Here is a 22,934-nt window from a genome sequence, read left to right on the forward strand (position 1 = left end):
CTTATATGAAAGGCGCTTATAACTATACTGCAGTAGAAGCACACAAGCAAAAATTGTTCATACCTTATCTAGGTATCGAATTACAAGGGTGGTCGACACTGCTCGCAATGCTTGGAGGTTTATTGCTTGGAATATTTGTTATTGGATATCCTGCTTCTCTATTATTAGGAAGCTTCGGTTATATTTTTTCAATCGGTATCACTGGTGTACTGGAAATGATCTTTGTTGCATTTGCTACAGAAATCGACCGGGAAAGCCGTAAGAATAAACTCATTACATTTTTTTATCGGGACGTCAAAAAGTATCGTGTTATTTACGACTCTAAGGGGAGGCTACATAAGCTTTCCGGAAAAAAGGAAGGGGTGAGGCACCGATATGTATGTTGAGCCTATACATATCTATGGCGAGGGCAATATCGTCTATTGTAAAGAATGTATCTGTTATCATTATCAGATCAAGCCGATCAATAGCTTGTATGCCTCTGATCACCAGCTGCAGACTTTAATCGATAACCTGCATAGGAAAATATTATCTGTTAATATGCCTGGCGTGATCTACATTCTGCCAAAAAGGATAGATGAAGTGAGCATCCTGAATGAATATCGAATGCTATACAAAACACACGGAAAGAAAATAAATCAAAAATTATATATAGATTTCCTAAAGGATTTAAAAAAACAGTTAACGGAAAAAATTAAATATCAGTACCAGATCCATGTCTGCTTCACGGATAATAGAGATCCTCTAAAGAAAAAAGCATTAACTGGCTGGCTGAAAAAAAGCAATGATCCGTTAGATAAGAGAACAATCGCACTTAGTGAGGTCGTTGATGAACAGATATACAAGAAACTGTCAGCTGATCTTAGTGTGACAAAGCCTGATAGTAAAACAATACAGAATCTTTATGACTATCTGGCGATCCCTGTAGAAGGTACATTAAAAGATTATTTTTCCACGCCTCAGGCTACAGATATAGAGTATCAGTATCTGCGTTTAAAGAAAACAGCATTTGAATCGCTTTTTACGAGGGTACTGATTGCTGACGAATTTAAGCTTGATAAACTGCAGGACGGATATCATGCAAATATCGCTGTCAATGAGATCCAATTATATGGATATCCTGTTGATACAATCATTAAATTCGATTTAGAGCATACACAGACATTCAAATCCAATATGCGTGGCAAACGTGAAGAAATCAGAAAGAGTGCAAAGACATATTGGAGATTGGCCGATCGTAAAGATAAAGATGCACAGAAAGCCTTTGAACTTGCAAAAATTGGAGAGGATGCAGATCCATCAATCGAAGATTCTAAGATTCGCTGGCAGATGATGTTCCGTTTGCGTGCGAACACAGAGGATATGCTTATGAAACGTAGTGATCGTATTCAGAAGAATTTTGAAGGAAAAGGAATTGCGCTTACCTATGCAATCGGTGAGCAGGAACACCTAGCAGAGCATCTTTTCCCATATAAAAACAGCTGCTATCATTATCTTAAATTAACGGATATCCTTTACTTTGCACACTTCAATTTCTTTGGTGGTCTGTATATCGGTGAAGAGGATAAAGGTGTTATTCTGACATATACAAGACCGGCAGATCTGCCAGTCCGCATTGATATAGAAGCACCTATCAAAGGACAGACGAAAAATGCATCCTCAACTTCCATATTTGCCGGCGAAACAGGTAGTGGAAAATCGCAAATTGCAAATGAAGTCGCATTACTTTCCATGATTTTCTACGGTCACCGACTGCTGCTGATAGATCCAAAGGGTGACAGGCATAAGCTGGTACAACTTCTGAATCAATATGGAGATATTACTTCACACCTGATTATCGGTGATCCTAAGTGTCCAAACGGTATGTTCGATGCATTCTTGCTGCATCCGGATAATCCGCTGGAGGCACTCGCTGCAGCTAAAAATGACATCATCTCTCTCGTCAGAGCAATTAATCCTCAGCACGTCATTGACCTTATGCAGATAGATGAAGCGTATATGCGAATGTGCGAAAGCCTTAAATCAGGAAAAATCACAAGACTTACGATGAGTTGCCTGATCGATCAGATGATGAGCGCAGATCCGGCAACAGCCAGAAACCTCTTATCACTGAAAAAGGATCCAATGGCACGTCTATTCTATGGAGACGATGATACAAACATAGACCAGGTATTCAAGTTGGATCGTCCATTCAATCTTGTGACCTTTGCGAAGATGCCGGTCTATTCCAGTGATACATCTTCATATGCATATGAAGATGATAAACTTGACCATAAAATCTTTTCTCTCATCTTATCTAAAGTGAATGAGATCACAAATATGTTTTTACGCAATAACAAAGGTGAAGCAAAAACGATGCTATTTGATGAAGCAAAGCTGTATTCTACAGTTCCAGGTGGTCTGTCCATTCTGGTAAATAATAATCTGATTGCAAGATCCGAGCTTTGCAATATGCTTGTGATTTTACAAAACTGGAGTGATCTTCCAGATTCCATCATCAATAACACAGGACAATTCTTTATTGGTAACATGAAGAGCAAGGATGAGATTCAACTAATACTGAAGCATTTCGATCTAGATGGTAATTCAACATTATCCTCTGTACTGCAGGACAGGACAAAAGAAGAAGGTGTCAGTAAGGATAAGCAGTATAATTTCTTGTATTGCGATTATAACAATCGAAAATGTGTAACGAAAATGAATATCCTTCCTATGTTCAATACAGCCTTCCGTACATTCAAGGATGAGGACTCATCATCTGCCGGCAGAAAGAAGGCTGCGGTATGAAACGCTTCTATAGATTATTGATGATCTGCACTATGTTGCTATTGCTGTTCTCAGTTCCTATTCACGCCGAGCCGATCGACGGTGTACCACCGAATGGTACCGCCCAGAGTGAGGAAACGAAGAAAGACCCGTCAAAAGAAGCTACCGGTACTGCAGATTTTATATCAGACGCTTTGAAGAGTCTGGATAAAGAAACAGCAAAAAAGGAAAGCAGTAAGAATTATATCCGAAATTTTTATAATTCCAGCAACACTGCAACAACGAAAGGGTTTTTCTTATTCGATGGTGATGCAATCTGTATGTTTTTCCTTAATATGATCACAACATTAATCGAGATGATTGGTATCGCCTTCACCTTTGTGATCATGCTTATCTATAACCTGGTATCATCCAGCTTTTTGACGAATGTCATACAGTCAGCATTCGATATCATTGATAAGATCATATTCGACTGGAAAGATCCGAACTCCTGGATTATGAAGATATTGCTCATTGCTACTCTTATGAGTATCCTGTATCAGTTGATAAAGAATTTTACCCGGATGACGAACTGGAAGCACATCATGCAACTTGTAATCACCTCATTCGCCACTATGACCTTTATCATCTTCATCGGTCAGAATGGACGGACGATTGCCGGTGGTGTTGAAAAAACAGTGAACACGATGCTGAGTCAATCCTTTGTTTTTGGAGATGAGAAAAACCCTGAAATAGCGAATAAGGATAACATTTTTGATATCCTGCAGGTACAACCATTCATGGTTCGCCATTATGGTACAACTTCCTATGTGTCAATAGCAGGCAGTGATAATAAGGAAAAGGTTGAACAAGCGAAGGAGCGTGTACAGAATCTCCTAGATGATCCATCAGAAGATAATGCTAAGAAAGAGCATAATGATTTTGGAAATAATATAATCACGCATAATACATCTTCTGCAGCACAAGTATTGTTTTTATCCATCATCATGCTGGTACATCGAATCGGGATTGGGATCGTATTAGGTGTGCTTTGCCTGGGATTGGGAGTGATCAAGGCTGCAAAGACAATCATTCTGGCATTGAGCGTATATCAATTGATATGGTGGCTTATTAAGCGTACAGGTAAAGCAAGGCAATGGTTTATGGACAGGATCATATGGTGTGCTGTTACTATAATAGCCGATGTACTCTTTAATGCATCATTATATTTCATTGTTTCAATGTGTACGGATGTTGGAAAGACCAATATATTACTGATGCTTGCAATCGATGCTGTATTGATTTTTCTGATTATTCTTGTAGCAAAAAACTTCACTGTTATAACATCAAAGCTAAAAGATGATGGCAAGATCCTTGCTGAAGCTATGATGAGTGGAAACCCAATGGATGCGTACAGGGAGTTCGCTGCTTCCAATGATAATACATCTGAAAATAATAAATTCAACGGATCTGATGACAATGAAAGTGAATCATCGCAATTCAGCGACAACGGCGGCTATGATGATAGTCTGCAGGATAGCGGTGATGAGTCGTATGCATCAGATGATGAGGGCCTGGCAGATGATTACCATGAATCACAAGATCTGAATGATATCCTGGATGATACGGGAGGAGAACTTCAAGAAACTGATACAAATAGCAACGATACTGAAAAAGTGAATAATGACAAAGATGAGCAGCCAGTTTCAGAATCAAGTACTGATAATGAAACAACAGAGAAAGCATCAGAAACCTCGGAAATGAATGAAAAGGAATCTTTGCCTGGAAATGAAGAAGGCCTCTTAGAAGAAACAGAAACGGCTCTACAAAGTGAATCAGATGGAGAAACCCAGATAGATGAAGAACTGATTCCAGAGATGAATGAATCGGATGCAGATCAAGGAATTGAATCGGATAGCGATATAGATGAAAAAATTACGGATGACGAATCCGTGGATCCAGATAGCGAAGAAGATCTCAGTGATGATGCAGATACCATAAATGACAATGAAGTAGATCTTATGGATGATGTAGAAACAGATGAACCTGAAGATACGGATGAAGAAAATCTGATTGAGGAAATAGCCGTTCCAGATGAAGCTGCATTAGATATAGAAGTGGATAAAGAAGATCAGCTAGTGCAATCTGATGACTCTATACAAGACGATAAAACATCAGCCGATGGATATGTAGCACCTTTACAGGAATCTGAAATTGATGATCCTGTAAGAGATAAAAATGATCATGAAAATGAAATTTCGGATGATGAACAAAATGATAGGGAATGCCAGAATAAAGCTATTGATGAAACAATAGAAAATCCTGTAGTTGAAGAAACTGTTCCAGAGGATATATGGGATGAAGACCATTAAAAAAATACTACTAAGCCTGGGAATGCCTATACTTCTGATTATGATGTTACTTATGGTCGTGATTGGCGGAGACTCAGGAAATTCTGGAGGTGTCTCAAATCACAATAATTTAAGCGCTGCAGTAGAAAATTATCGCAGCTATGTAACAAAGATAGCAAAACAAGAAAAAGTAGAAGAATATGTGGATCTGATATTGGCAGTGATGCAGGTAGAATCCGGAGGTGCTGGCAGTGATCCTATGCAAAGCTCAGAGGGACCGTTTAACAAACGCTATCCTCAGGTACCAAATGGGATAAAGGATCCTACGTATTCTATCGTTTGTGGTGTTCAGGAAGTGAAGGACTGTCTGAAGCGTGCTGGTGTTAAGGATGCAAGTGATGAAGCTAGAATCCGAGTTGCCCTGGGCGGCTATAATTTCGGTAATGGCTTTATCGAATGGATCGATGCAAACAAACAAGGAAAATGGAGTCTTGAAGCTGCTGAAGAATTTTCAGAGATGATGGCTGCTAAAATGGGATGGCCAGTTTATGGTGATCCTCCATACGCTGATAAAGTCATGTCTTATTACCATGGAATAGATTTCATAACAGGGACAGGTGACCTTATTCCGGCAATGAAAAATTATACATTAACCAGTGCTTATGGTGATCGGCCACTAGGTGATTTTCATTTTGGAGTTGATCTTGATGGAGGCTACGGTGCTGCTATTTATGCTCCTATCGATGCCACTGTATATCAAGCATCAAATACTTGTCCCGTAAATGGAGGATACTTAGGCAATATGTGTCCTTATGATGAGTATATGGGTGGTGGCAATTATATAATGCTTAAAACGAGGTATAAGGAGAAAGATTTATATATCTTTATGTGCCATATGGAAAATGTCTCTGTCAAGACTGGTCAGAAAATAAAACAAGGTCAGCGAATCGGCACCCAGGGACATTCTGGAAACTCCACAGCATCTCATCTTCATTTAGAAATGCATGAAGGAACACCACGCATCGCAACTCATGATGGATCTGTAAATCCAAAGAAATATATCAAGTTCAATTAAGGAGAAAAGCATGAAAAAAAATATCTGGATCTTGTTACTCATCGTCTTTATCATGAGTGCAGGAATCTTGCTCAATCATAAAGAAGATGTAGCTGAAGCTCCTTCTGCACCAATAGAAGTTAGCAAATCAAACGACAACCAAAATTCTCAAAAGAAAGAGATTGTTGACAGTGAAGAAGAATGTATCAGGACAGCAAAAAAATACATCAAGGCTATAAAGAATGGGAGCTCCAAGGATCTCTATATCGAGAGGATGAAGAATATCGAGGAATTATTGGATGAAGATTTAAGGCTCAAAATGACTCCTAATATGACAGCTGAGGAGATTGTGCAGGCAAAAAAAGATTTAAAAGCTCTTGAAGATAGCGCTGTAATAAAAACAGAAGTATCTGAGCTGGAATGCGCTACACGAAAGATACAGGATGACGATTATGAGGTATATATGATCTATAATCTGTCAGTAATTCAACAAGACAAACACACATCGTCCCGTTATCTAACACGGATGAAGCTGCATGTGAAAGACGGTGAATGCCAGATATATAAGATACTGGAGGATAGCGAGTTATCTAATGGCCTGTATAAATGATAGGAGGGAATTCAATTATGGATAAGCGAGAGATCATAAGTAAGCTATATCAGTTGCAGGAAGCCATGGAGCATACGAAAATGGAATTGGATGAATTACTTGCTGAAGGACGACTTGATAAAGTTAATCTGTTAGAACAGAGACATGATCAGCTATACACATCATATTGGTTGATCCTAATGAATGAAGTGGATGCCAAGTGCCGAGAGTATGTTGAGCGTATTATAGGCGCTGGCCATTTTACAGAGAAAATCTATATCGATGAATTAGATCTAATTATGAAATGTGATGATACGATTATCGATGAGTATCAAGGCTATACGCTTAAATCCGGATTAGATCAATATGGGAATCTACACTATTGGATATATGATTCTGGCGGTCGCCTGCTCGATGACGTCTTTGACTTTATAAGCAATAGTGAAGCAATCATATGTTTTCGGCAAATGGTTGATACAAACGATTTCACATAGTATAAAGAAAACCACCATAGCGGTATGCCTATTATTGCTATGGTGATGCCTATGGTTTGGACTATGGTTAAAGCTATGGTTTTAGATATGGTTTTAGGTATGGTTTTAGGTATGGGACATATACCATACAAAAACAGCTGAAAACGCCCTGTTTATGGGCAGGATTTACAATCAGTATATTAAAATAGTACCTTATTTTACCTTATAAAATATATACTATATCTCAACCTTATGGACGCCGCCTTAACGCCTTAAACAGAGACACTATTATCCTCATATTCCCTGTTCCTCTTGTCACCTTAATCCTACCATATCACGATACACATAAATCAATAATGTAAATTACATCTATTCAATAATATTAAAAGAAAGGAATCTTAAAAATGAATGAAAAAGAATTACTGAGTAGAGATCCCGAATTTCGCTTTCAGCTGCTTAGTAGAATGCAACAGGATTGCTATTACTATTTAGGTTGTGGAAACCGTTCTGCAAAATATTTAAGGAGGGTATAACGATGCTATTTCAAATCTTACCTAGATATGATTATAGATTTCATCCGGATGCTATGCGAATGTTTTTGAAAACTTTATCCAGCACGAGGAAGAAACAATCATTCTTTAATAAAGTAACAAAGTTATTTGACCCTAACTGTATCCTTGATTATCGCTTCATTATCGATTGCGACGGCAAGGATCAGACAAAAGGTATGATTTCCTTTTATCTGCAGGTAACGAACGAAAAGGAAAACAGTCTAGTACTAAATAGTCTGCAGAATATGTTCCAGGACAAAGCGGATGTATTTGAATGTGATAAAAAGCTTGAACCATATACAACAATACATACAATTTATACTGCAGACGAATTAGATAATACAAAAAAAGAAAATCAAAAGAAGAGCCTTGCGACCTTCCAGGATGATCAAATTTTTCTGTTTATTCTGGGAACGATGCGTAATAAGACCAGAATCACAATAGATTTCAGTATAGAGAAAAATTACAATGCCACAAAGAGTATGTTTCGTGGGGTCATGACTGATGTTAATGCTGAAGTGATGATTAAGGTATCGGCAAAAACAAAATATCAGCGAAATGATATCCTTGAAATCACAAATACAATCATCAATCTTACGGCTGGTGAGAAAGGATTTCGTGCTATCTACAGAGATACATATAAGTTTTCCAAACTCACAGGGAATGAGCTTATGAATCTATTTCAGATTCCGACTTTTTATAATAAACCGAATGATCTTGAGGTTCTATTGAGGATCCATAAGCTGGAAGTTGGACAGAAAACATTAAAGGAAAATGAATTTAGCAATGGACTAAAGTGTGGTCATGTATATCATCCTATGCAACATAGGGATGTATTCATAAATGTGCTGCAGCTGCGTAAGCATATGTTTATTACTGGCCAGACAGGTTCCGGTAAATCATCTGCTGCTGAAGAAATGATGAGGTGGATTCTTTCAGAGAAAATTAAAGGTAATAAAAATGTACCTGGATTCACTTTTTTCGATCCTGCAGAGACCAGTGTATTAGGTGTTGTCGATATGCTGCTGAAGCTGCAGGCTGATGGGAATGATATTACAGAATTAGCAAAGACCATTCATTATATCGATTTCAATTATGAAGAATGTATCTTCCCCATTTCGTTACTCAATAAGGATGTTCCATCTACGGAGATCCTAGACTACTTCAAAATGTTGTTTGGTGATGCCCCAACCATCCAGGTAGACCGTATGATTACAAGTGCGATAAATGCGATTCTATTAGATGAGAAAGAGCATACGATCATGGATATCCCTAAGTTGTTCCAGGATGAAAAGATGAGAGAGGATTTATCATTAAGATTGAGTAATAACCTGTATGCCGATGATGCTCGTTTATTTCTAAAAGGAAAATTCAATCCTAATCAGGTGGATCCCATCTTAAATAGAACAGATCCATTTATAAATACCCCTAAGAAGAAACTTATGTTCGGTATGCATAGTCAATATGATGGATTGAGAAAATTCAAAAAATGGATCGATGAGGGACATATCATGTTGTTCAATCTAAAGGGCTTGAATGATAATGATCTACGCATCATCATCGGTTATATCTCATTGAAATACTATCTGATCGGACTGCAACGTAATGATAATTCCCTTCTTCATCTCACTTTTATGGATGAAAGTCACAAAACACAATTTGATATCTATCAGCGCTGGTTATCTGAATTAAGAAAAGGAGGTATGGCATTAGTGCCTATGACACAATATTTGGATCAGTATAATCCGGATTATTTAAGAGCATTACTTGGCAATGTCGGTACGAAGATGTCATTTCGTCAAGGTGACGATGGGGCTAGACGTCTTGTTATGAATCTCCCCGGCAACCTGGATAAAGAAGCGCTGAAACGTCTTCCTGATAGAATTGGTTATATATCTACAGAAGATAATCGAATTGCAAAATCAGCACTTGTCGAAGTAGATCCGCCATACAGATATAATGCGGGTAAACCAGTACCCCATCCGGATCCAGGCAAAGTGCAGACTCAACTGAATCTTGAAAAAAATAGAAATTTTGCTCATAATCTTATGGGACGTGACTTTATATCAAAAAAAGAAGCTGAAAGAATCGTATTCAGGAAACAATATGAAATAGAGGAAGAAATGCAAATAGAAGAAGAATTATTAGAGGAAGGAGATGGAGCCGCAGTATGGGACGATTAAGATTTCTATTATATAAAATATCCAAACTTTTTCCCAAAAACTATCGAAAGCCATTAATCATGATATCCTCAATCCTCGGTCTAATCATCTTTTTCCAGATAATGACCAGTTTCAGCGGATCTATTTATCTGATATCAATACAGCAATCTATCAATGATTTTCAAAGATTTATGTTAAAGGAAGGTAATATGGGACTGATCATCATCTTCATACTGCTACTCATTACATGGTTGAGCTTTCGCTATTATAAGCAGCTGCAGACAATGATAACGATATGCTATGTCATCGTTGTTTTGCTTGCCATCCTTCCATTGGTGGTGAACATGTAATGGGAAATAAGAATAATCCTGTCATTATGAGAGAGGACATGGATCTGTTTGAGAGGATAGCAAAGCATGGCTTCATCGATATGGATTATGTATATTTATTCTGTTATCCAGATAAAAAGAAACGCACAGTTATGGATAGGATCGTGCAGCTTGCAAAGCATGGATATCTAGTCGTAAATAAGACCTTCATCCCTCCGGATTATACAACAAGCTATAAAGCCGGCTATAAAATCATTTCACTGGGAAAACAAGGACTTCATCTTTTAGAAAGCATGGGATACGATATCATTGATAATATCAAAACGATACAAAACTCAAGCCCCTACCGGATGTATCATCAAGTACAGGTTTCAACAGTATGTGATATACTGCAGAAATACTATGAGGATGGGAAATCTAATTGGAAATTGGATAAGATTTACAATGAACGGGAAGCCTATCATGAAGAAGCCTTAAATCAACCTGATGCGATTCTGATTTTCAGATTGAAGGATAACGAAGCTGCACCGGCAGCTATCGTATTTCTGGAAATAGAACGATCATATGCCAGTCAGCGGTCACTGGATAGGAAGATAAAAGGATATAGTTTTGCTATTCACCGAAAACTATATCCTTCTGCTTTTTCATTGCGGGTGTATGATCAAAGAGTATTATTCGTAGCGCAAACTCAGAATCAGAAAAAAGCTCTATTGAATAAGATAGTCAATAGAGAAAAAACTGCAGATTTTGCTTTACTCGTAGCCGGATATGGTGAAGTTACAAATGATCCATTAGAAAGCATTTATACGAATCCAAGAGACTTGGAAAACAAATATAAATTATTAGGTAAACTGCCATAAAAATATGATATAATTTTACATGAAGATAGAGTTGTTTCCCTTCGAGGAGGACGTAAGTAAACCCTTTCGGTGTTTCCGTTCGGAGGTGATTGCTATGGATATTAACTTATATATCAGTCTACTAATTATCCTAGTGATAATGGAAACTGTTAAGATAATAAAAAAGTAATCGCCCTGAAACTTTGACCGGTTTGGGCGATTACTTTCGCAACAACAACTCTATCTTCGCCTAAGTGAAGATGAATCATCCTTCATCTATATTATACACGAAAATAAGTTAATTTCAATAGAGAGCAGATATCAGCTCTTTTTTTATTCCCTTTTAAGTTTTGTAAAATCTTTCAATTTTGTGAAATTAACAAGATGATGAACAGTGTTCTAATATGCCGTAAACTGACTAAAATACAATACTACACTTCTCAAAAATATCAAATATAATATGGGTAAGGAAAGGGTGTGAGTACTATAAAGAATATGAATTTAATATTGGGTAATGCATACGAGGAAATAAAAAAAATACCAGATAAAAGCATCGATTTGATTATTACTGATCCTCCATATGATATTAAAGCTAAGGGTAGTAACAGTACTGGTGGATTGACAAGAAGTTATGCATCTATCGTGAATCAATTACATGATGCTGATATTATGGATGGAATCGATTATTCTATTCTGAATGATTTTGTCCGTGTCTTAAAAACAGTCAACATCTACATCTGGTGCAATCGCCGGCAGATCATCCCCTATCTGGATTTTTTCGTAAAGGAGCAAGGATGTGTATTTGATATCCTGGTATGGATCAAAACGAATCCGATTCCTGGTTGTGGTAGAAACTATCTAAATGATAAGGAATACTGTTTGTATTTTCGAAGAAAGGCTAATCTCCATACAACATATGAAAGAGGTCATACTTATTGGATTACTCCAACAAATAAAGCAGACAAGAAATTGTATGTTCATCCAACTGTTAAACCATTGAAAATTATTGAAGATCTTGTATTAAACTCTTCAAATGAAGGGGATGTTATCTTAGATCCATTTGCGGGTTCAGGTACCACTGGAGAAGCTGCGCTGAAGAATGGAAGAAACTTCATTGGTTTCGAAAATAATCCAAAATTCTATGATACTTCTGTTAGAAGGATAGATTCAATGCAGCTGCTTTGTTAAGAATACATTAAACTTTGCGATTAGCTATATTGCGATGCTAGTCTATAAGAAGGTATCCTGATAACTGCAATTTATACATACGAGAACAATCATAATTGAAAAGTTTTATCCACACGATATGAATTTTGTGTGGTATACTTATCATATAAGGAGTGATGTTATGGAAAAACCTAGCAGGATTACAATCGATGGGATTGAATACAATTTACTGACTGATGAAGAGCTTGGTGAGTTGATCTTTATAGAGAAGCTTGAAGCACAGGCAGATGAGATTCAAGCTGGAAGAATAAAAAGTATACCCCTTGAAGAATTGAGAAATAGATATGACAAAAAAATACGCAGTAAAGGTCTCTAGTCTATTCGAAAGAAAGCTCAATGATTTGAGTGATTATTTTGAAGATATAGATTATAAATATTTCAACTTTATTTATAGTTTAATCCTAGATAAATTTGATTTAATATCTGAGAATCCTTTAATGTATCCGGCGGTATCAAAAAAATTGAGAAAGATTGTTATCCCCGAAATCAAGTATAACATCTACTATAATATCTATGATAACGATAAGATAATATATATTGTTAATATGTTTTCATTTAAAGAAGAACAAACTGATAAAATCATCCAAAGAGGCTTATAGAAGTCTCTTTATGTATTCTTATCTTCACATAATTTCACATGAAATTATTTCTACTAAATATTGTAAATCTGTCATTTTGTGCATATAATATAGTTGCTTATATTCTAATCTAATCTAAGCAGCTTAAAGTCAGGAAGAGATACCCATCATTGATACACAATGAGGGTATCTCTTTTTTTCTCTGTCTCTTTTTAAATAAAATAGGAGGAGCTTAAAAATGCTAAATGCGGGGATTATTAAAAAGACAGAGTTTCAAAAAAATTACATGATGGCTCCAGATAACCAAAATAGAAAAGCTATCGTCATCATGGAGAACACAATAAAAAAAAACGAAACTAGAATTTTATCTACAAATAAATAATTATAAAGAATATAATGTTAAATTCATACAAAAAGAAAACAACTACCCTACTATTCTTATAGAGATGATTCACAGCTTCCAGCCAGATGATTTGATCGTTTTGTGTGCTGATGAATTATCGTCTGATCATATGGCGATACAGGATATTCTGGATATATCATTTCATTTGAAAATAAGAGTAATCTCAGTCTTAGATCGCATTACAGTCAAGGCACAGGGTACTTATCTACGAAAAATGGAACATATGACTTTTACAAGTGTTGCTAGACAGAAAAGCGGTAATTTCTGGAAAGTGGATATTTATGATAAATTAGGTCTAGAAGGCAAGAGTGTAAAGCAGAAAAAGCGGATTGGTATATATTGCCGAGTATCTACCAGAGAACAGACACTTGGCTACTCCATAGATAATCAAAAAAATAAATGCCAGGACTATATGCATCTATTTAATGATGACTTCGCTGATCCAATTTTCTATATAGATGAAGGTCATTCTGCTTCAACATTGGACCGACCCAACATGAAACAGATGCTACAGGATGTCAAGAACCACAAGCTCGATGAGATCATCATTTACAAACTTGATCGTTTGACCAGGAATGTTATTGACACTTATGAACTTTTGAGTATGTTTACAGATAATAAAGTTAACCTTGTTGCAGTTATGGATAATTTAGACATCACTACCGCAAATGGAAAACTGGTTGTTGGTATTCTGGCCATATTTGCCCAATGGGAAAGAGAAACTATAATCGAAAGAACAAATGATGGCCTGCTGCAGATGGCCATGGAAGGAAAATATCCAAAGAGCGGAGTTCCTCTTGGTTATGTTAAGGATAATGAAAAATATCTTACCATAGATGAGGAGACAGCTCCCATTATCAGAAGTATATTTATGTATGCAAGAGCCGGCTATCCCTTTTCTGATATACAAATAAAAATCATGGAGTCTTACAATTATAAGATACGAACTGATAGAATGAGAAGAATCATTTTTGAAAATGGCTATTATGGAGAATTCACCTATAAAGGATATGTCTTCCCTGATGTTATGCAAGCAATAGTAAATAAAGACGTTGCAATGGAAGCTAGAAAAGTGGCTGGGAAAAGAAGTGTTGCGTACGGTAAAGAACAAAACAAATTTTACTACAGGAATAAAATAACGTGTAGAAACTGCGGTAATTTATTAGGTGGAGTTCCTACCTACAAAAAGAAGAAAAAATATTACTACTATTACTGTAAAGCATGTAATCAGAGAATCAATCAGGATGTTATCAATCATCAGACGATACATGATATGATCATACATACAGATATGGCAAATTATAAAGACGAAGCAGAAGATATCCTTAGAAATATCAATAAACTACAGCGTAAACTTAAAACAGTTTCCAGACAGTATGCAGAAGATTTAATCATAGATGAAGCTTATGATACTATAGTAAGATCTATAAATTCAAAGTTAATTAAAGAGAAAGCAAAATTTGGAAAGATAAAAATCATAAATGGCCACAATTGGAATGAACTTTCAGATAGTGAAAAACGTGGATTCGTCGAGCAGACTATTTTAACAATGTGCATTGATTTAGGAAAAAAAGAAATCGTCAAAATAGAATATCTTAAGAGCAATATGGACGATGATGCAAAAAAGTGACTATTTTCGAAAAAAGTATGGTAAATTAACACGAATCATGGTATAGTATTCATGACGATAAGCTAAGGATTAGAAAAGAGTATAGGAAGATACAAAAGAGACAGATAAATAAATAAAACTAGGAATGGTTCGTGCAAGTAATGTATGCGGCACCAATAGACAGATAAAGCCCTAAACAAGGGCTTTTTTAGTGCTTATAACACGATTGACGAGTTTTTGACGATTGTTTTGAAATTTCAGTATTTTTATTTTTAGTCAGAAGTCCTGAAAGTGTGTTTACCAAGCCCATAAATTTAACCTTTCTTTCGTTCGATTAAGCGTTATAAAACTTGATTTAAGCATCTCTATTGACAGCGTCATCAATGTACCCTATATCACGCATAAATTTGCATATTTTTCTAAGCGTTAATAATACCTTTAAGCTGTCATGAATTATCTATCTCAATCAAATAATAAAAGTGAAGCTTATTTGCCTTCTATACCTTATCATAGCTATGCTATAATAAAGATACACAAAGAAGTATCCTTATAATTATTTGAATACGATATGAATGAGTGAAAAGCGAGGGAGTTGTGCATGAAAAATGTCTATCAAAAATTTATATGCGCTGTGATTTTAATATGTTCACAAATATATATGCTGCTGTATGATGTAAAAGCTTCATTCGGTCTGATGGATTTATTTATCATATGTCTTTTCTACTATTTGCTCATGAAAAGAAAGATTGTCTTAAAGGATTATGTTGCATACGTGGGGCTGCTTGTGACCGGTATTGTACTATGCAGTATGTTTCATCCATCCAACATTTTAAGAACCGGTATTGCAATGACCCTTGCGCAGATATTTTTCATTGTAAGCAGTTATTTTGTGTATTGCAAAAAGCAGAACAAGGATCGTTATATAAAAAATGGCTATATCCATAACGAGCATGATTAAATGTTTTTACCTTTCAATTGCAAGGATTATATCCTTTTCCCTTCAAATAAAGCATGCAAGAGGATGCTGTTATCTTATGATACGGAAACCTCCAATGTCTCTCTGGCTTTTTAAACAGAGAAATGACCATACACGGTAATACCTGCCGGCTTAGCATACAGCAGAAACGGAATGTATGATATAATACAGGGGAATTGAAATAGTGAGGTATTTATATGAATAGAAATTATCCAAAGATTACAATAAGCGAAGAAGGAGAAAAGTGGCTGGACAACGGACAGATGTGGATGTATAAGAATAATGTTGTTAAGCTTGCTGAGGAAATAGAAAACGGTGCACTTGTTGACATCGTAACAACCAAGGATCGCTATCTTGGAACCGGCTTTCTGTCCAGAAACAGTCATATCACTGTAAGAATACTGTCAAAGGATACAGCAGATACATTTGACAGAGCATTTTTCAAAGAAAGAATCCAATTTGCGTATGCGTATCGCAAAACGCTGGAAAGTAAGAATATAACCAACTGCCGCCTGATTTTCGGAGAAGCCGATCAGCTTCCCGGTCTTACAGTGGATCGCTATAATGATATTCTGGTATCACAGATCAGCTCCTATGGACTGGAACAGCGAAAGGATATGCTGTATGAGGTGCTGCTGGAAGTATTAAGAGAAGACGGACAGGATGTAAAAGGAATTTACGAACGCAATGATATCAGGGTGCGTGCCAAGGAAGGTCTGCCTCTGGAAAAGGGATACTGGAAGCAGATGAAGCTGCCAACCACAACCATCATTGATGAAAACGGATTAAAGCTTCATGTGGATGTTGAAAACGGACAGAAGACCGGATATTTTCTGGATCAGAAAGCCAACCGTGTTCTGCTTCGTGAAATGGCACATGGAAAACGTGTCATGGATTGCTTTTCGCATACCGGTGGCTTTGCATTAAATGCGGCGTATGGAAATGCCAGTCAGGTTGTCGCTGTCGATGTATCGCAGACTGCATTGGATCAGGCATATGCCAATGCAAAGCTGAATCATCTCGAAAACAGGATTTCTTTTGTGAAAGCGGATGTGTTCAAATACCTGGATACCTGTAAAGAGGGACAGTTCGACATTATTGTGCTGGATCCCCCTGCCTTCACAAAATCCAGAAGAACGATAGACCATGCTTACAGCGGCTATAAACGCATTAACAAACAGGCTATGATGCTGTTGGGAAGAGGCGGCTATCTCATCACCTGCAGCTGTTCCCGTTTTATGGAAATAGAAAATTTTGAAAAGATGCTGCGTGAATCTGCACAGGAAGCAGGAGTCACCCTGAAGCAGGTATCCGTTACACAGCAGAATCATGACCATCCTATCCTATGGACAATGGAAGAAACCTCGTATCTGAAGTTTTATATTTTCCAGATTGTTTAAAAATAGTTACTGATATTCGAACATGAAGGGCTGAGTGCTGATGAAGACGAAAACAAACGACATATGCATGTTTCTCTTACTGACTTTTCTCATGCCCTTCTTTTTTGTATTGTGTCAGCGATATACCGGGCTTCCTGTATTACAGCTTCTGTTTTACGGACTGGAAGCAGCCTCTCCCAGTATCGCCGCTCTTCTCGTTCTATCGAAGAACAGACAGCTCCTGAGTTTTTTTAAGAAGAATTTCAAAGGCTGGAAATCTGGCACCGCACTCCTGTTCCCCTGCGTGTTTTCCCTTGCCCCCATGCTGCTCGCAAGGCTGTTCGCAGGTTCTTCTTCATCTGGACATTTTCTGAATTATGATCTGCAGTTTATTGTCATTGTATGGGCATTTTTTGCAGAGGAAATCGGATGGCGTGGATACTTACGATCTTATTTGAGAGAACGTATGGAAAAGGAATGGCATGTCCCTGTCAGTATCGGTATCATCTGGTTTCTCTGGCATTATCATTATTTCTATCAAAATGGCATAGAGGTCCCTCTGCTTTCCTTCTTCATCGGCTGTATCGCAGAAAGCTTTGTATATGAGTATCTGCTTCAGTGGAGTGAGGGAAATCTTTTATCCTCGATGACATATCATTTCTCATGGAATCTCTGCATCCACCTGTTTGCCATCAATCCTGCGGATAATGCAGGAAATGAATTTCCTTATATCCTCATGACACTGTTTGAGGTGAGCATGGTGCTGCTGTTGCTTGCTCACGATAAAAGCAGGCATATGCACAAACTGCCTACGAAATAATAAAAAGGGAAGTCCACATTATCAGGTACAGTATCTGCGATTCACATACATTCGCAGATGCTGAGAAGGTGACATGATGGATTTCCTTTTTCATATCTGTATTTATTGCTCTTCTGTTCGCTGATATTCCAGAATATCACTTGGCTGGCAATCCAGTACCTCACATATTTTATCGAGGGTTGAAAACCGTATGGCTTTTACCTTTCCGCGCTTTAAATTTGAAAGATTAACATTGGAGATGCCTACCTGATCTGCCAGCTCATTCAGCGATATCTTACGATCTGCCATGACACGATCGAGTCTTAATATAATTGCCATAATTCACCTCCTAGAGAATCTGATCCACTTCATTTTGTAAGCTATATCCATACCGGAACACCTTTGCAATACCAATAATCGCTAAACCCGGTAACACCTGTAACCCGATATCAAGGAATTGAAACAGTATGAGCCTCGGATATAAATTTGCCTGATTCAAACCCAGAACGCAGATGATAAACAGTCCCTGCACAATAGGAAGAATACAATAGAGAATAGCGAAGCCCTGTAACCAGATTATCATATTCACCTGAAAAGGTCGATGAATAGAGTTTCTCTGGAAGATGCGTAGGGCAAGAGCTAAAATAGCAATTTGTATAATCTCTGCAAGTAAACCGACAATAGCTTCCAGCAGGGCGGCGGCTTTATCTGAGGTAAGCTCCACGCTCATAAGCACATTGCTTAGACTTTTTCCAGTAACAAGAATAAGTTCCTCCCGCGGCAGATTAGGCTCGAAAAAGGAGTCCGGAGATATGCAGATCGTATAAATCGTATATAGTCTTAAGCTGATTACGATGATCCCGCATACGACGAGACAGTACAGCAATATCTTCATAAGTCTATTCTTATTTTTTCTCATAATCCTGACCCCTTATATTGTTTCATCAAGCTCATGCTGCAAAGCTGCCCCATACATCCAGACATGTATCAGACACCATAATGCTCCCAGCATGATCAGGCTTTCAAAAAGATTACGAACAACATCGAAAAATAGGCTAGACCAATCAATTGGCGGCTGGTATATCAGAGCCAGAAGAAATTCCAGGAAGACTAAAAGGAAACGAAAGCCTGCCAGCAGCAGTATACTGATCTTTAATTTTTTCAATATATCTGTTAAAAACGGTGTTGTCTTTGCGGCTTCCTTTACTGCCTGTATGCCCCACAGAAGCAAAAGAGCATATATGCTGGCATTTGTAATTGCAAGCAGGGAGTCAAAAACGGCATAAAATCTGCTGGAAAAGAGTCCGCTTTCTGCCAATAGACGAGCCAGCGTCACAACATTGTTGACCTCCCATGGAATAAACCGCAGACTTTGTTCCGGCATTTGAAAGAGTTCAATTATCTTCAGGCATTGAAAAACAATGGATACAGCCACACCACTCAGCATGAATCTCAGTATCCAGAGAAACGTCGTATGCTTCCAGTTTACAGGTTGTTTCAATTTCATAGGAACACCTCCATAATTACATTCTAGCATAGTTTTAATATTTTACAATATATTTTTATCGTTTATCATTAAATATTATATTATAAACATAAATGCCAAGAATTTTGAAGCACCTGTTGCATTCAAAATAAAAACTACACAGCTTTGCATCTCATTATGATATGATATAATCATGCTTAGGAAAGGAGATTTGCATATGCTGGAATACCGTTATGACACACAGCTGCTGATTGAAGGAAATGATTTATGTGAGGATTCCATACACGATTATTTCATGGAGAATTTTCAGGGAGATTGCCTGCTTGCTGTTGGAGATGCTGAGCTCATCAAAATCCATTTTCATACAAATGCACCTTGGGATGTGCTAAAATATTGCGCTACCCTTGGGGAAATCTATGATATTGTAATTGAGGACATGGATCGTCAGTCCAGAGGCTTGAAGGGTTAAGACTTCCTGTTACTGGAAACCGAAATATCATTTTCGGTTTCCATCCTTTTTTTATGACTTTAATTGCATGAAAATTGATTTTATAGCTTGCAAAAACAAAACACCTATGGTATTATAATTAAGCATTTAAGAAATGCCTTAATAGCTCAGTTGGTAGAGCATCCGGCTGTTAACCGGCAGGTCACAGGTTCAAGTCCTGTTTAAGGCGCCATGATAACAGGTAACCCCATGAATAATGGGTTTTTTTTACTTTCAGTAATAACTGACAACCCTTTTTTGTCAGCTTCCTCTTGCATACAACACCCTGTTGACCTAAAAAGGGCTGTCCTTTCCTGACAATAGCTTCCATATTCCTATTGGATACGATAACTAAACAGCTCTCTGCATCTTCACAATCGATGATTGCCTGTAAGAAATGAATGTTTTATAATGCCTCAAATCATGAACAAATATCACATTGAAAGTGTATATCTTTCTTCTGCAGAGGCTGAAAAAAGGTCATGTTACCGCCTACTTATAAGCTTAAACAGCCATTCCTTTACAGTATGCAGAATCCTTTGTTCAAAACAGCAGGACCCTCACATGCATATACATTCTTATTCTGAATATCTGGAGTAAAAAGTACAGAAAAGGGAAGACCTGCGTTACTGTCAACGACATTTGCAGGACTTCCCTATTTTAGCTTTCAACATAGCTGCTAAGCAGTACTTCTTTTATACCAGATCAATCAGCTCATTCATGATACAGTGGTGAATATTCAGTGTTTTGCTTTCTGTTTGAAACTGTACCTGCATCATGCCTTCGCTGATTTTCATAATGCGGCCTTCTCCAAGCGTGGCATGTGTAATCCGCATACCGCGACGCAAGCCACCCTCTCGCAGCTTTTTCGGCTGTGCTACAGGTCGCTCCCCTGCCACCTTTGCTTCTTCTTCCTTTGGCGCATGCAGCTCATATATGAATGGAGATATTTCCAGACGTGTTACATCACAGCGCTTGCTTGTAAAAAACTCCAGCTGATGCTTGGCTCTGGTGATCCCAGTAAAAAACAAACGGCGTTCCAGTTGAAGCTCTTCCTCCTGCAGACCGGCTTTTGGAAAAGTCGATCCCAGACAATCCAGCAGTGCCACACGACTGAATTCCATACCTCTGGCAGAAGCTACACTGCGAATCTGGATACGGCTGATTGGCTCACACAGGAATTCCCCCATTTCCCGCAGACGATTCAGGAACTGTGCCGGATCACTGTAGCGAGCAGCAATCACGCGCAGAGCCAGCAGATTGGAATCGTTCATCAGGATATTCGCCTTCAGCAGACGTGCCCGATACCCCAGCTTGTCCAGAATAAAGGTAATCATCGTGTGTGTTTCCAATGTGGAGGCAGTTCGGATATTCTCCATGGAAGCCGCCAGCTTTTTCTTTCCGGCAGCTCGATAGCTGCTTTCCATCATCGCCTGGTAGACATCCACATGCTCATCATCCCGCAGACGCTGCGCAACCTCCAGCAGCACCTTTTTTGAAATATCAAAGCCAAGCTTCTCATATACCTCATAAAAGGCACGCATATCCTTTGGATCGATCAGAAGCTCAATGATATTACATAGATCCTTGACAACCGGCTCCTGCAAAAACTTTTTTACGCTTCCATGCAGGTGAAACGGCACCTGATGCTGCATGAACAGCTCCACAAGAGGCATCGCCATTGCGCCGTCACGATACAGGAAGGCAATATCACTTTCATCCTCTACCACCATGCGCATCGCATACTCATACATCCGCTCCAGCTGTGCAAAGCCCTTGAATTTCACCTCGCAGGTTTCCTCACTGCTGCAGCTCATAGCTGTCTCATTCTTATAATAAAACTCATTTGCCAGAGCGTTGATGGTCTGATTATTGCGCCAGTTTCCCTCCAGCTGTTCAATGCGCGCCTGCACATATGCTTCCGAAAAGCTGTCCAGTGCCTGCGGATACGCCGCCTTATCAAAATCCAGACACTGATCACGATCTGCCAGCATCATCATCTGACAATTCGACGAAAACAGCAACTTGATGATGACATGGGCAACAAAGGAGAGCTCCTGTGCATCATCGATATGCACATACTGATACCGGGAGGAAAAGGTCTGCAAAACGGCCGGTGTACTCATTAAAATACGGGCGCATTCACACAGAATATCATCCTGATCATAAATATTGCGCTCATTCTTAAATTTATCATAAGCCTTTAGAAAAGCCGGAAAATCAATTCCCTCAAAGCTGATAGAAGCAATTTCACGCTCACTCATCATCATAGTACGGCAGGTGCTGATCTGCCGCATCAAACGGCGCAGCTGTACACCGGTAAGCTCCATTGCAAACATATCCTTAATCAGACGGCGAACCACCTTCTCCATATCACGATACGCCTTACAGGATTCCCGCTGTATCATTTTATCATGGAAGCGGATAATCCGATAAGCAAAGCTGTGCATATCCACAAAGGAAGGCATCCGTTCATCATCACAGTATAGATAGCGGTAATCCTTCGCCATTCTCTTTGCAATGGCAGGATCATGCACAATATTCAAAATAGCTGACGGTTCCACCTCTTCAACCTTCATTAGATACGCATTACGGGCTAATAAAAGGAATGTTTTACCACTCCCTGTTGTTCCATTAATCAGAAGAGGATGCTGCAGCTCACAACACAGCTCCTGCTTTTTTTCATCCAGTTCTACGTTATATTCCTTCAGTAATTCATTCATATCCATACATTCACCACTCACTTCTCAACGATTCATAATTATACCTTAAATTCTCCCCAAATACTAACCTTTTTAAAACTTTTTCCTACTTTATTTACATTATTTACCTTGTAACCTCTTACACTCCACAGTGAGCAGAAACTCCACTTTTACGCAAGAGAAATGCACTCTTTT

The 22,934-nt window shown here is 38.1% G+C and carries 23 protein-coding genes and 1 tRNA gene; 20 read left to right on the forward strand and 4 right to left on the reverse strand.

Going from position 1 to position 22,934, the window contains the following annotated elements; translation table 11 throughout:
- The first annotated feature begins 5 nt into the window (after positions 1–5).
- The 18 genes from KSZ58_RS10885 to KSZ58_RS10970 all read left to right on the forward strand — a co-directional run bounded on the left by KSZ58_RS10885 (position 6) and on the right by KSZ58_RS10970 (position 18,085).
- Positions 6–386, forward strand: coding sequence for a hypothetical protein (locus KSZ58_RS10885; protein ID WP_142419566.1), 381 nt, complete (start codon positions 6–8; stop codon positions 384–386).
- A complete protein-coding gene (locus KSZ58_RS10890; RefSeq protein ID WP_142419565.1) occupies positions 376–2,787 on the forward strand; it encodes an ATP-binding protein in 2,412 nt (803 codons plus the stop codon). The genes KSZ58_RS10885 and KSZ58_RS10890 overlap by 11 nt, the downstream gene beginning before the upstream one ends.
- Positions 2,784–5,117 carry a hypothetical protein gene (locus tag KSZ58_RS10895; RefSeq protein ID WP_142419564.1) on the forward strand — a complete coding sequence of 778 codons (2,334 nt, stop codon included), beginning with the start codon at positions 2,784–2,786 and terminating at the stop codon, positions 5,115–5,117. Before KSZ58_RS10890 ends, KSZ58_RS10895 begins: the two co-directional genes overlap by 4 nt.
- Positions 5,104–6,171 carry a lysozyme family protein gene (locus tag KSZ58_RS10900; RefSeq protein ID WP_142419563.1) on the forward strand — a complete coding sequence of 356 codons (1,068 nt, stop codon included), beginning with the start codon at positions 5,104–5,106 and terminating at the stop codon, positions 6,169–6,171. Before KSZ58_RS10895 ends, KSZ58_RS10900 begins: the two co-directional genes overlap by 14 nt.
- A 10-nt stretch (positions 6,172–6,181) precedes the next feature.
- Positions 6,182–6,760, forward strand: a complete 579-nt coding sequence (locus KSZ58_RS10905) for a hypothetical protein (RefSeq protein WP_142419562.1) — start codon at positions 6,182–6,184, stop codon at positions 6,758–6,760.
- Positions 6,761–6,777: 17 nt separating this feature from the next.
- Complete coding sequence (locus KSZ58_RS10910; RefSeq protein WP_217752727.1) at positions 6,778–7,233, forward strand: hypothetical protein; 456 nt, start codon at positions 6,778–6,780, stop codon at positions 7,231–7,233.
- Between the two features lie 383 nt (positions 7,234–7,616).
- The gene (locus tag KSZ58_RS23485) at positions 7,617–7,745 is read left to right on the forward strand and encodes an LPD11 domain-containing protein (protein WP_185957939.1); all 129 of its coding nucleotides are present in this window, start codon (positions 7,617–7,619) and stop codon (positions 7,743–7,745) included.
- A gap of 2 nt (positions 7,746–7,747) precedes the next feature.
- Entirely contained in the window at positions 7,748–9,946 is a 2,199-nt protein-coding gene (locus KSZ58_RS10920) for a hypothetical protein (RefSeq protein ID WP_224727254.1), read from the forward strand.
- A gap of 170 nt (positions 9,947–10,116) precedes the next feature.
- The gene (locus tag KSZ58_RS22715) at positions 10,117–10,275 is read left to right on the forward strand and encodes a hypothetical protein (RefSeq protein ID WP_224727253.1); all 159 of its coding nucleotides are present in this window, start codon (positions 10,117–10,119) and stop codon (positions 10,273–10,275) included.
- Between the two features lie 38 nt (positions 10,276–10,313).
- Positions 10,314–11,114 carry a replication-relaxation family protein gene (locus KSZ58_RS10930; RefSeq protein WP_224727266.1) on the forward strand — a complete coding sequence of 267 codons (801 nt, stop codon included), beginning with the start codon at positions 10,314–10,316 and terminating at the stop codon, positions 11,112–11,114.
- Positions 11,115–11,588: 474 nt separating this feature from the next.
- Positions 11,589–12,281, forward strand: coding sequence for a site-specific DNA-methyltransferase (locus KSZ58_RS10935; protein ID WP_142419648.1), 693 nt, complete (start codon positions 11,589–11,591; stop codon positions 12,279–12,281).
- Positions 12,282–12,441: 160 nt separating this feature from the next.
- Positions 12,442–12,636 carry a hypothetical protein gene (locus tag KSZ58_RS10940; RefSeq protein WP_142419558.1) on the forward strand — a complete coding sequence of 65 codons (195 nt, stop codon included), beginning with the start codon at positions 12,442–12,444 and terminating at the stop codon, positions 12,634–12,636.
- Positions 12,605–12,919: a type II toxin-antitoxin system RelE/ParE family toxin gene (locus KSZ58_RS10945; protein WP_142419557.1), complete on the forward strand. Its 315-nt coding sequence runs from the start codon at positions 12,605–12,607 to the stop codon at positions 12,917–12,919. The genes KSZ58_RS10940 and KSZ58_RS10945 overlap by 32 nt, the downstream gene beginning before the upstream one ends.
- 217 nt (positions 12,920–13,136) lie before the next feature.
- Positions 13,137–13,280, forward strand: coding sequence for a hypothetical protein (locus tag KSZ58_RS10950; protein WP_185957938.1), 144 nt, complete (start codon positions 13,137–13,139; stop codon positions 13,278–13,280).
- A gap of 244 nt (positions 13,281–13,524) precedes the next feature.
- Complete coding sequence (locus tag KSZ58_RS10955) at positions 13,525–14,931, forward strand: recombinase family protein (protein WP_233104374.1); 1,407 nt, start codon at positions 13,525–13,527, stop codon at positions 14,929–14,931.
- Between the two features lie 712 nt (positions 14,932–15,643).
- On the forward strand, positions 15,644–15,868 hold the full coding sequence (locus KSZ58_RS22720; protein WP_224727251.1) for a hypothetical protein: 225 nt from the start codon (positions 15,644–15,646) through the stop codon (positions 15,866–15,868).
- A gap of 215 nt (positions 15,869–16,083) precedes the next feature.
- Positions 16,084–17,286 (forward strand): class I SAM-dependent rRNA methyltransferase, encoded by a 1,203-nt coding sequence (locus KSZ58_RS10965; RefSeq protein WP_009269460.1) that lies wholly within the window; start codon positions 16,084–16,086, stop codon positions 17,284–17,286.
- A 40-nt stretch (positions 17,287–17,326) separates the two neighbouring features.
- Positions 17,327–18,085, forward strand: a complete 759-nt coding sequence (locus tag KSZ58_RS10970) for a CPBP family intramembrane glutamic endopeptidase (protein WP_002608311.1) — start codon at positions 17,327–17,329, stop codon at positions 18,083–18,085.
- A 102-nt stretch (positions 18,086–18,187) separates the two neighbouring features.
- On the opposite strand, the gene KSZ58_RS10975 is transcribed toward KSZ58_RS10970, so the two are convergent.
- Genes KSZ58_RS10975 through KSZ58_RS10985 form a run of 3 tightly spaced genes read right to left on the reverse strand, consistent with a single transcriptional unit; the run spans position 18,188 to position 19,571 of the window.
- Complete coding sequence (locus tag KSZ58_RS10975; protein ID WP_009269461.1) at positions 18,188–18,403, reverse strand: helix-turn-helix transcriptional regulator; 216 nt, start codon at positions 18,401–18,403, stop codon at positions 18,188–18,190.
- A gap of 10 nt (positions 18,404–18,413) precedes the next feature.
- Positions 18,414–18,959, reverse strand: coding sequence for a hypothetical protein (locus tag KSZ58_RS10980; protein WP_224727250.1), 546 nt, complete (start codon positions 18,957–18,959; stop codon positions 18,414–18,416).
- 36 nt (positions 18,960–18,995) lie between these two features.
- Complete coding sequence (locus KSZ58_RS10985) at positions 18,996–19,571, reverse strand: hypothetical protein (RefSeq protein WP_009269463.1); 576 nt, start codon at positions 19,569–19,571, stop codon at positions 18,996–18,998.
- 196 nt (positions 19,572–19,767) lie between these two features.
- On the opposite strand from KSZ58_RS10985, the gene KSZ58_RS10990 reads away from it, so the two are divergent.
- Complete coding sequence (locus KSZ58_RS10990; RefSeq protein ID WP_008819117.1) at positions 19,768–20,019, forward strand: hypothetical protein; 252 nt, start codon at positions 19,768–19,770, stop codon at positions 20,017–20,019.
- A 135-nt stretch (positions 20,020–20,154) separates the two neighbouring features.
- Positions 20,155–20,230 (forward strand) — tRNA-Asn (locus KSZ58_RS10995).
- A 502-nt stretch (positions 20,231–20,732) separates the two neighbouring features.
- On the opposite strand, the gene KSZ58_RS11000 is transcribed toward KSZ58_RS10995, so the two are convergent.
- Entirely contained in the window at positions 20,733–22,766 is a 2,034-nt protein-coding gene (locus KSZ58_RS11000; protein ID WP_009269464.1) for a UvrD-helicase domain-containing protein, read from the reverse strand.
- Between the last annotated feature and the right edge of the window lie 168 nt (positions 22,767–22,934).

The organism is Erysipelatoclostridium sp. DFI.2.3 (assembly GCF_019132535.1).
In the GTDB taxonomy this organism is placed as follows: Bacteria; Bacillota_I; Bacilli_A; order Erysipelotrichales; family Erysipelotrichaceae; genus Clostridium_AQ; species Clostridium_AQ innocuum.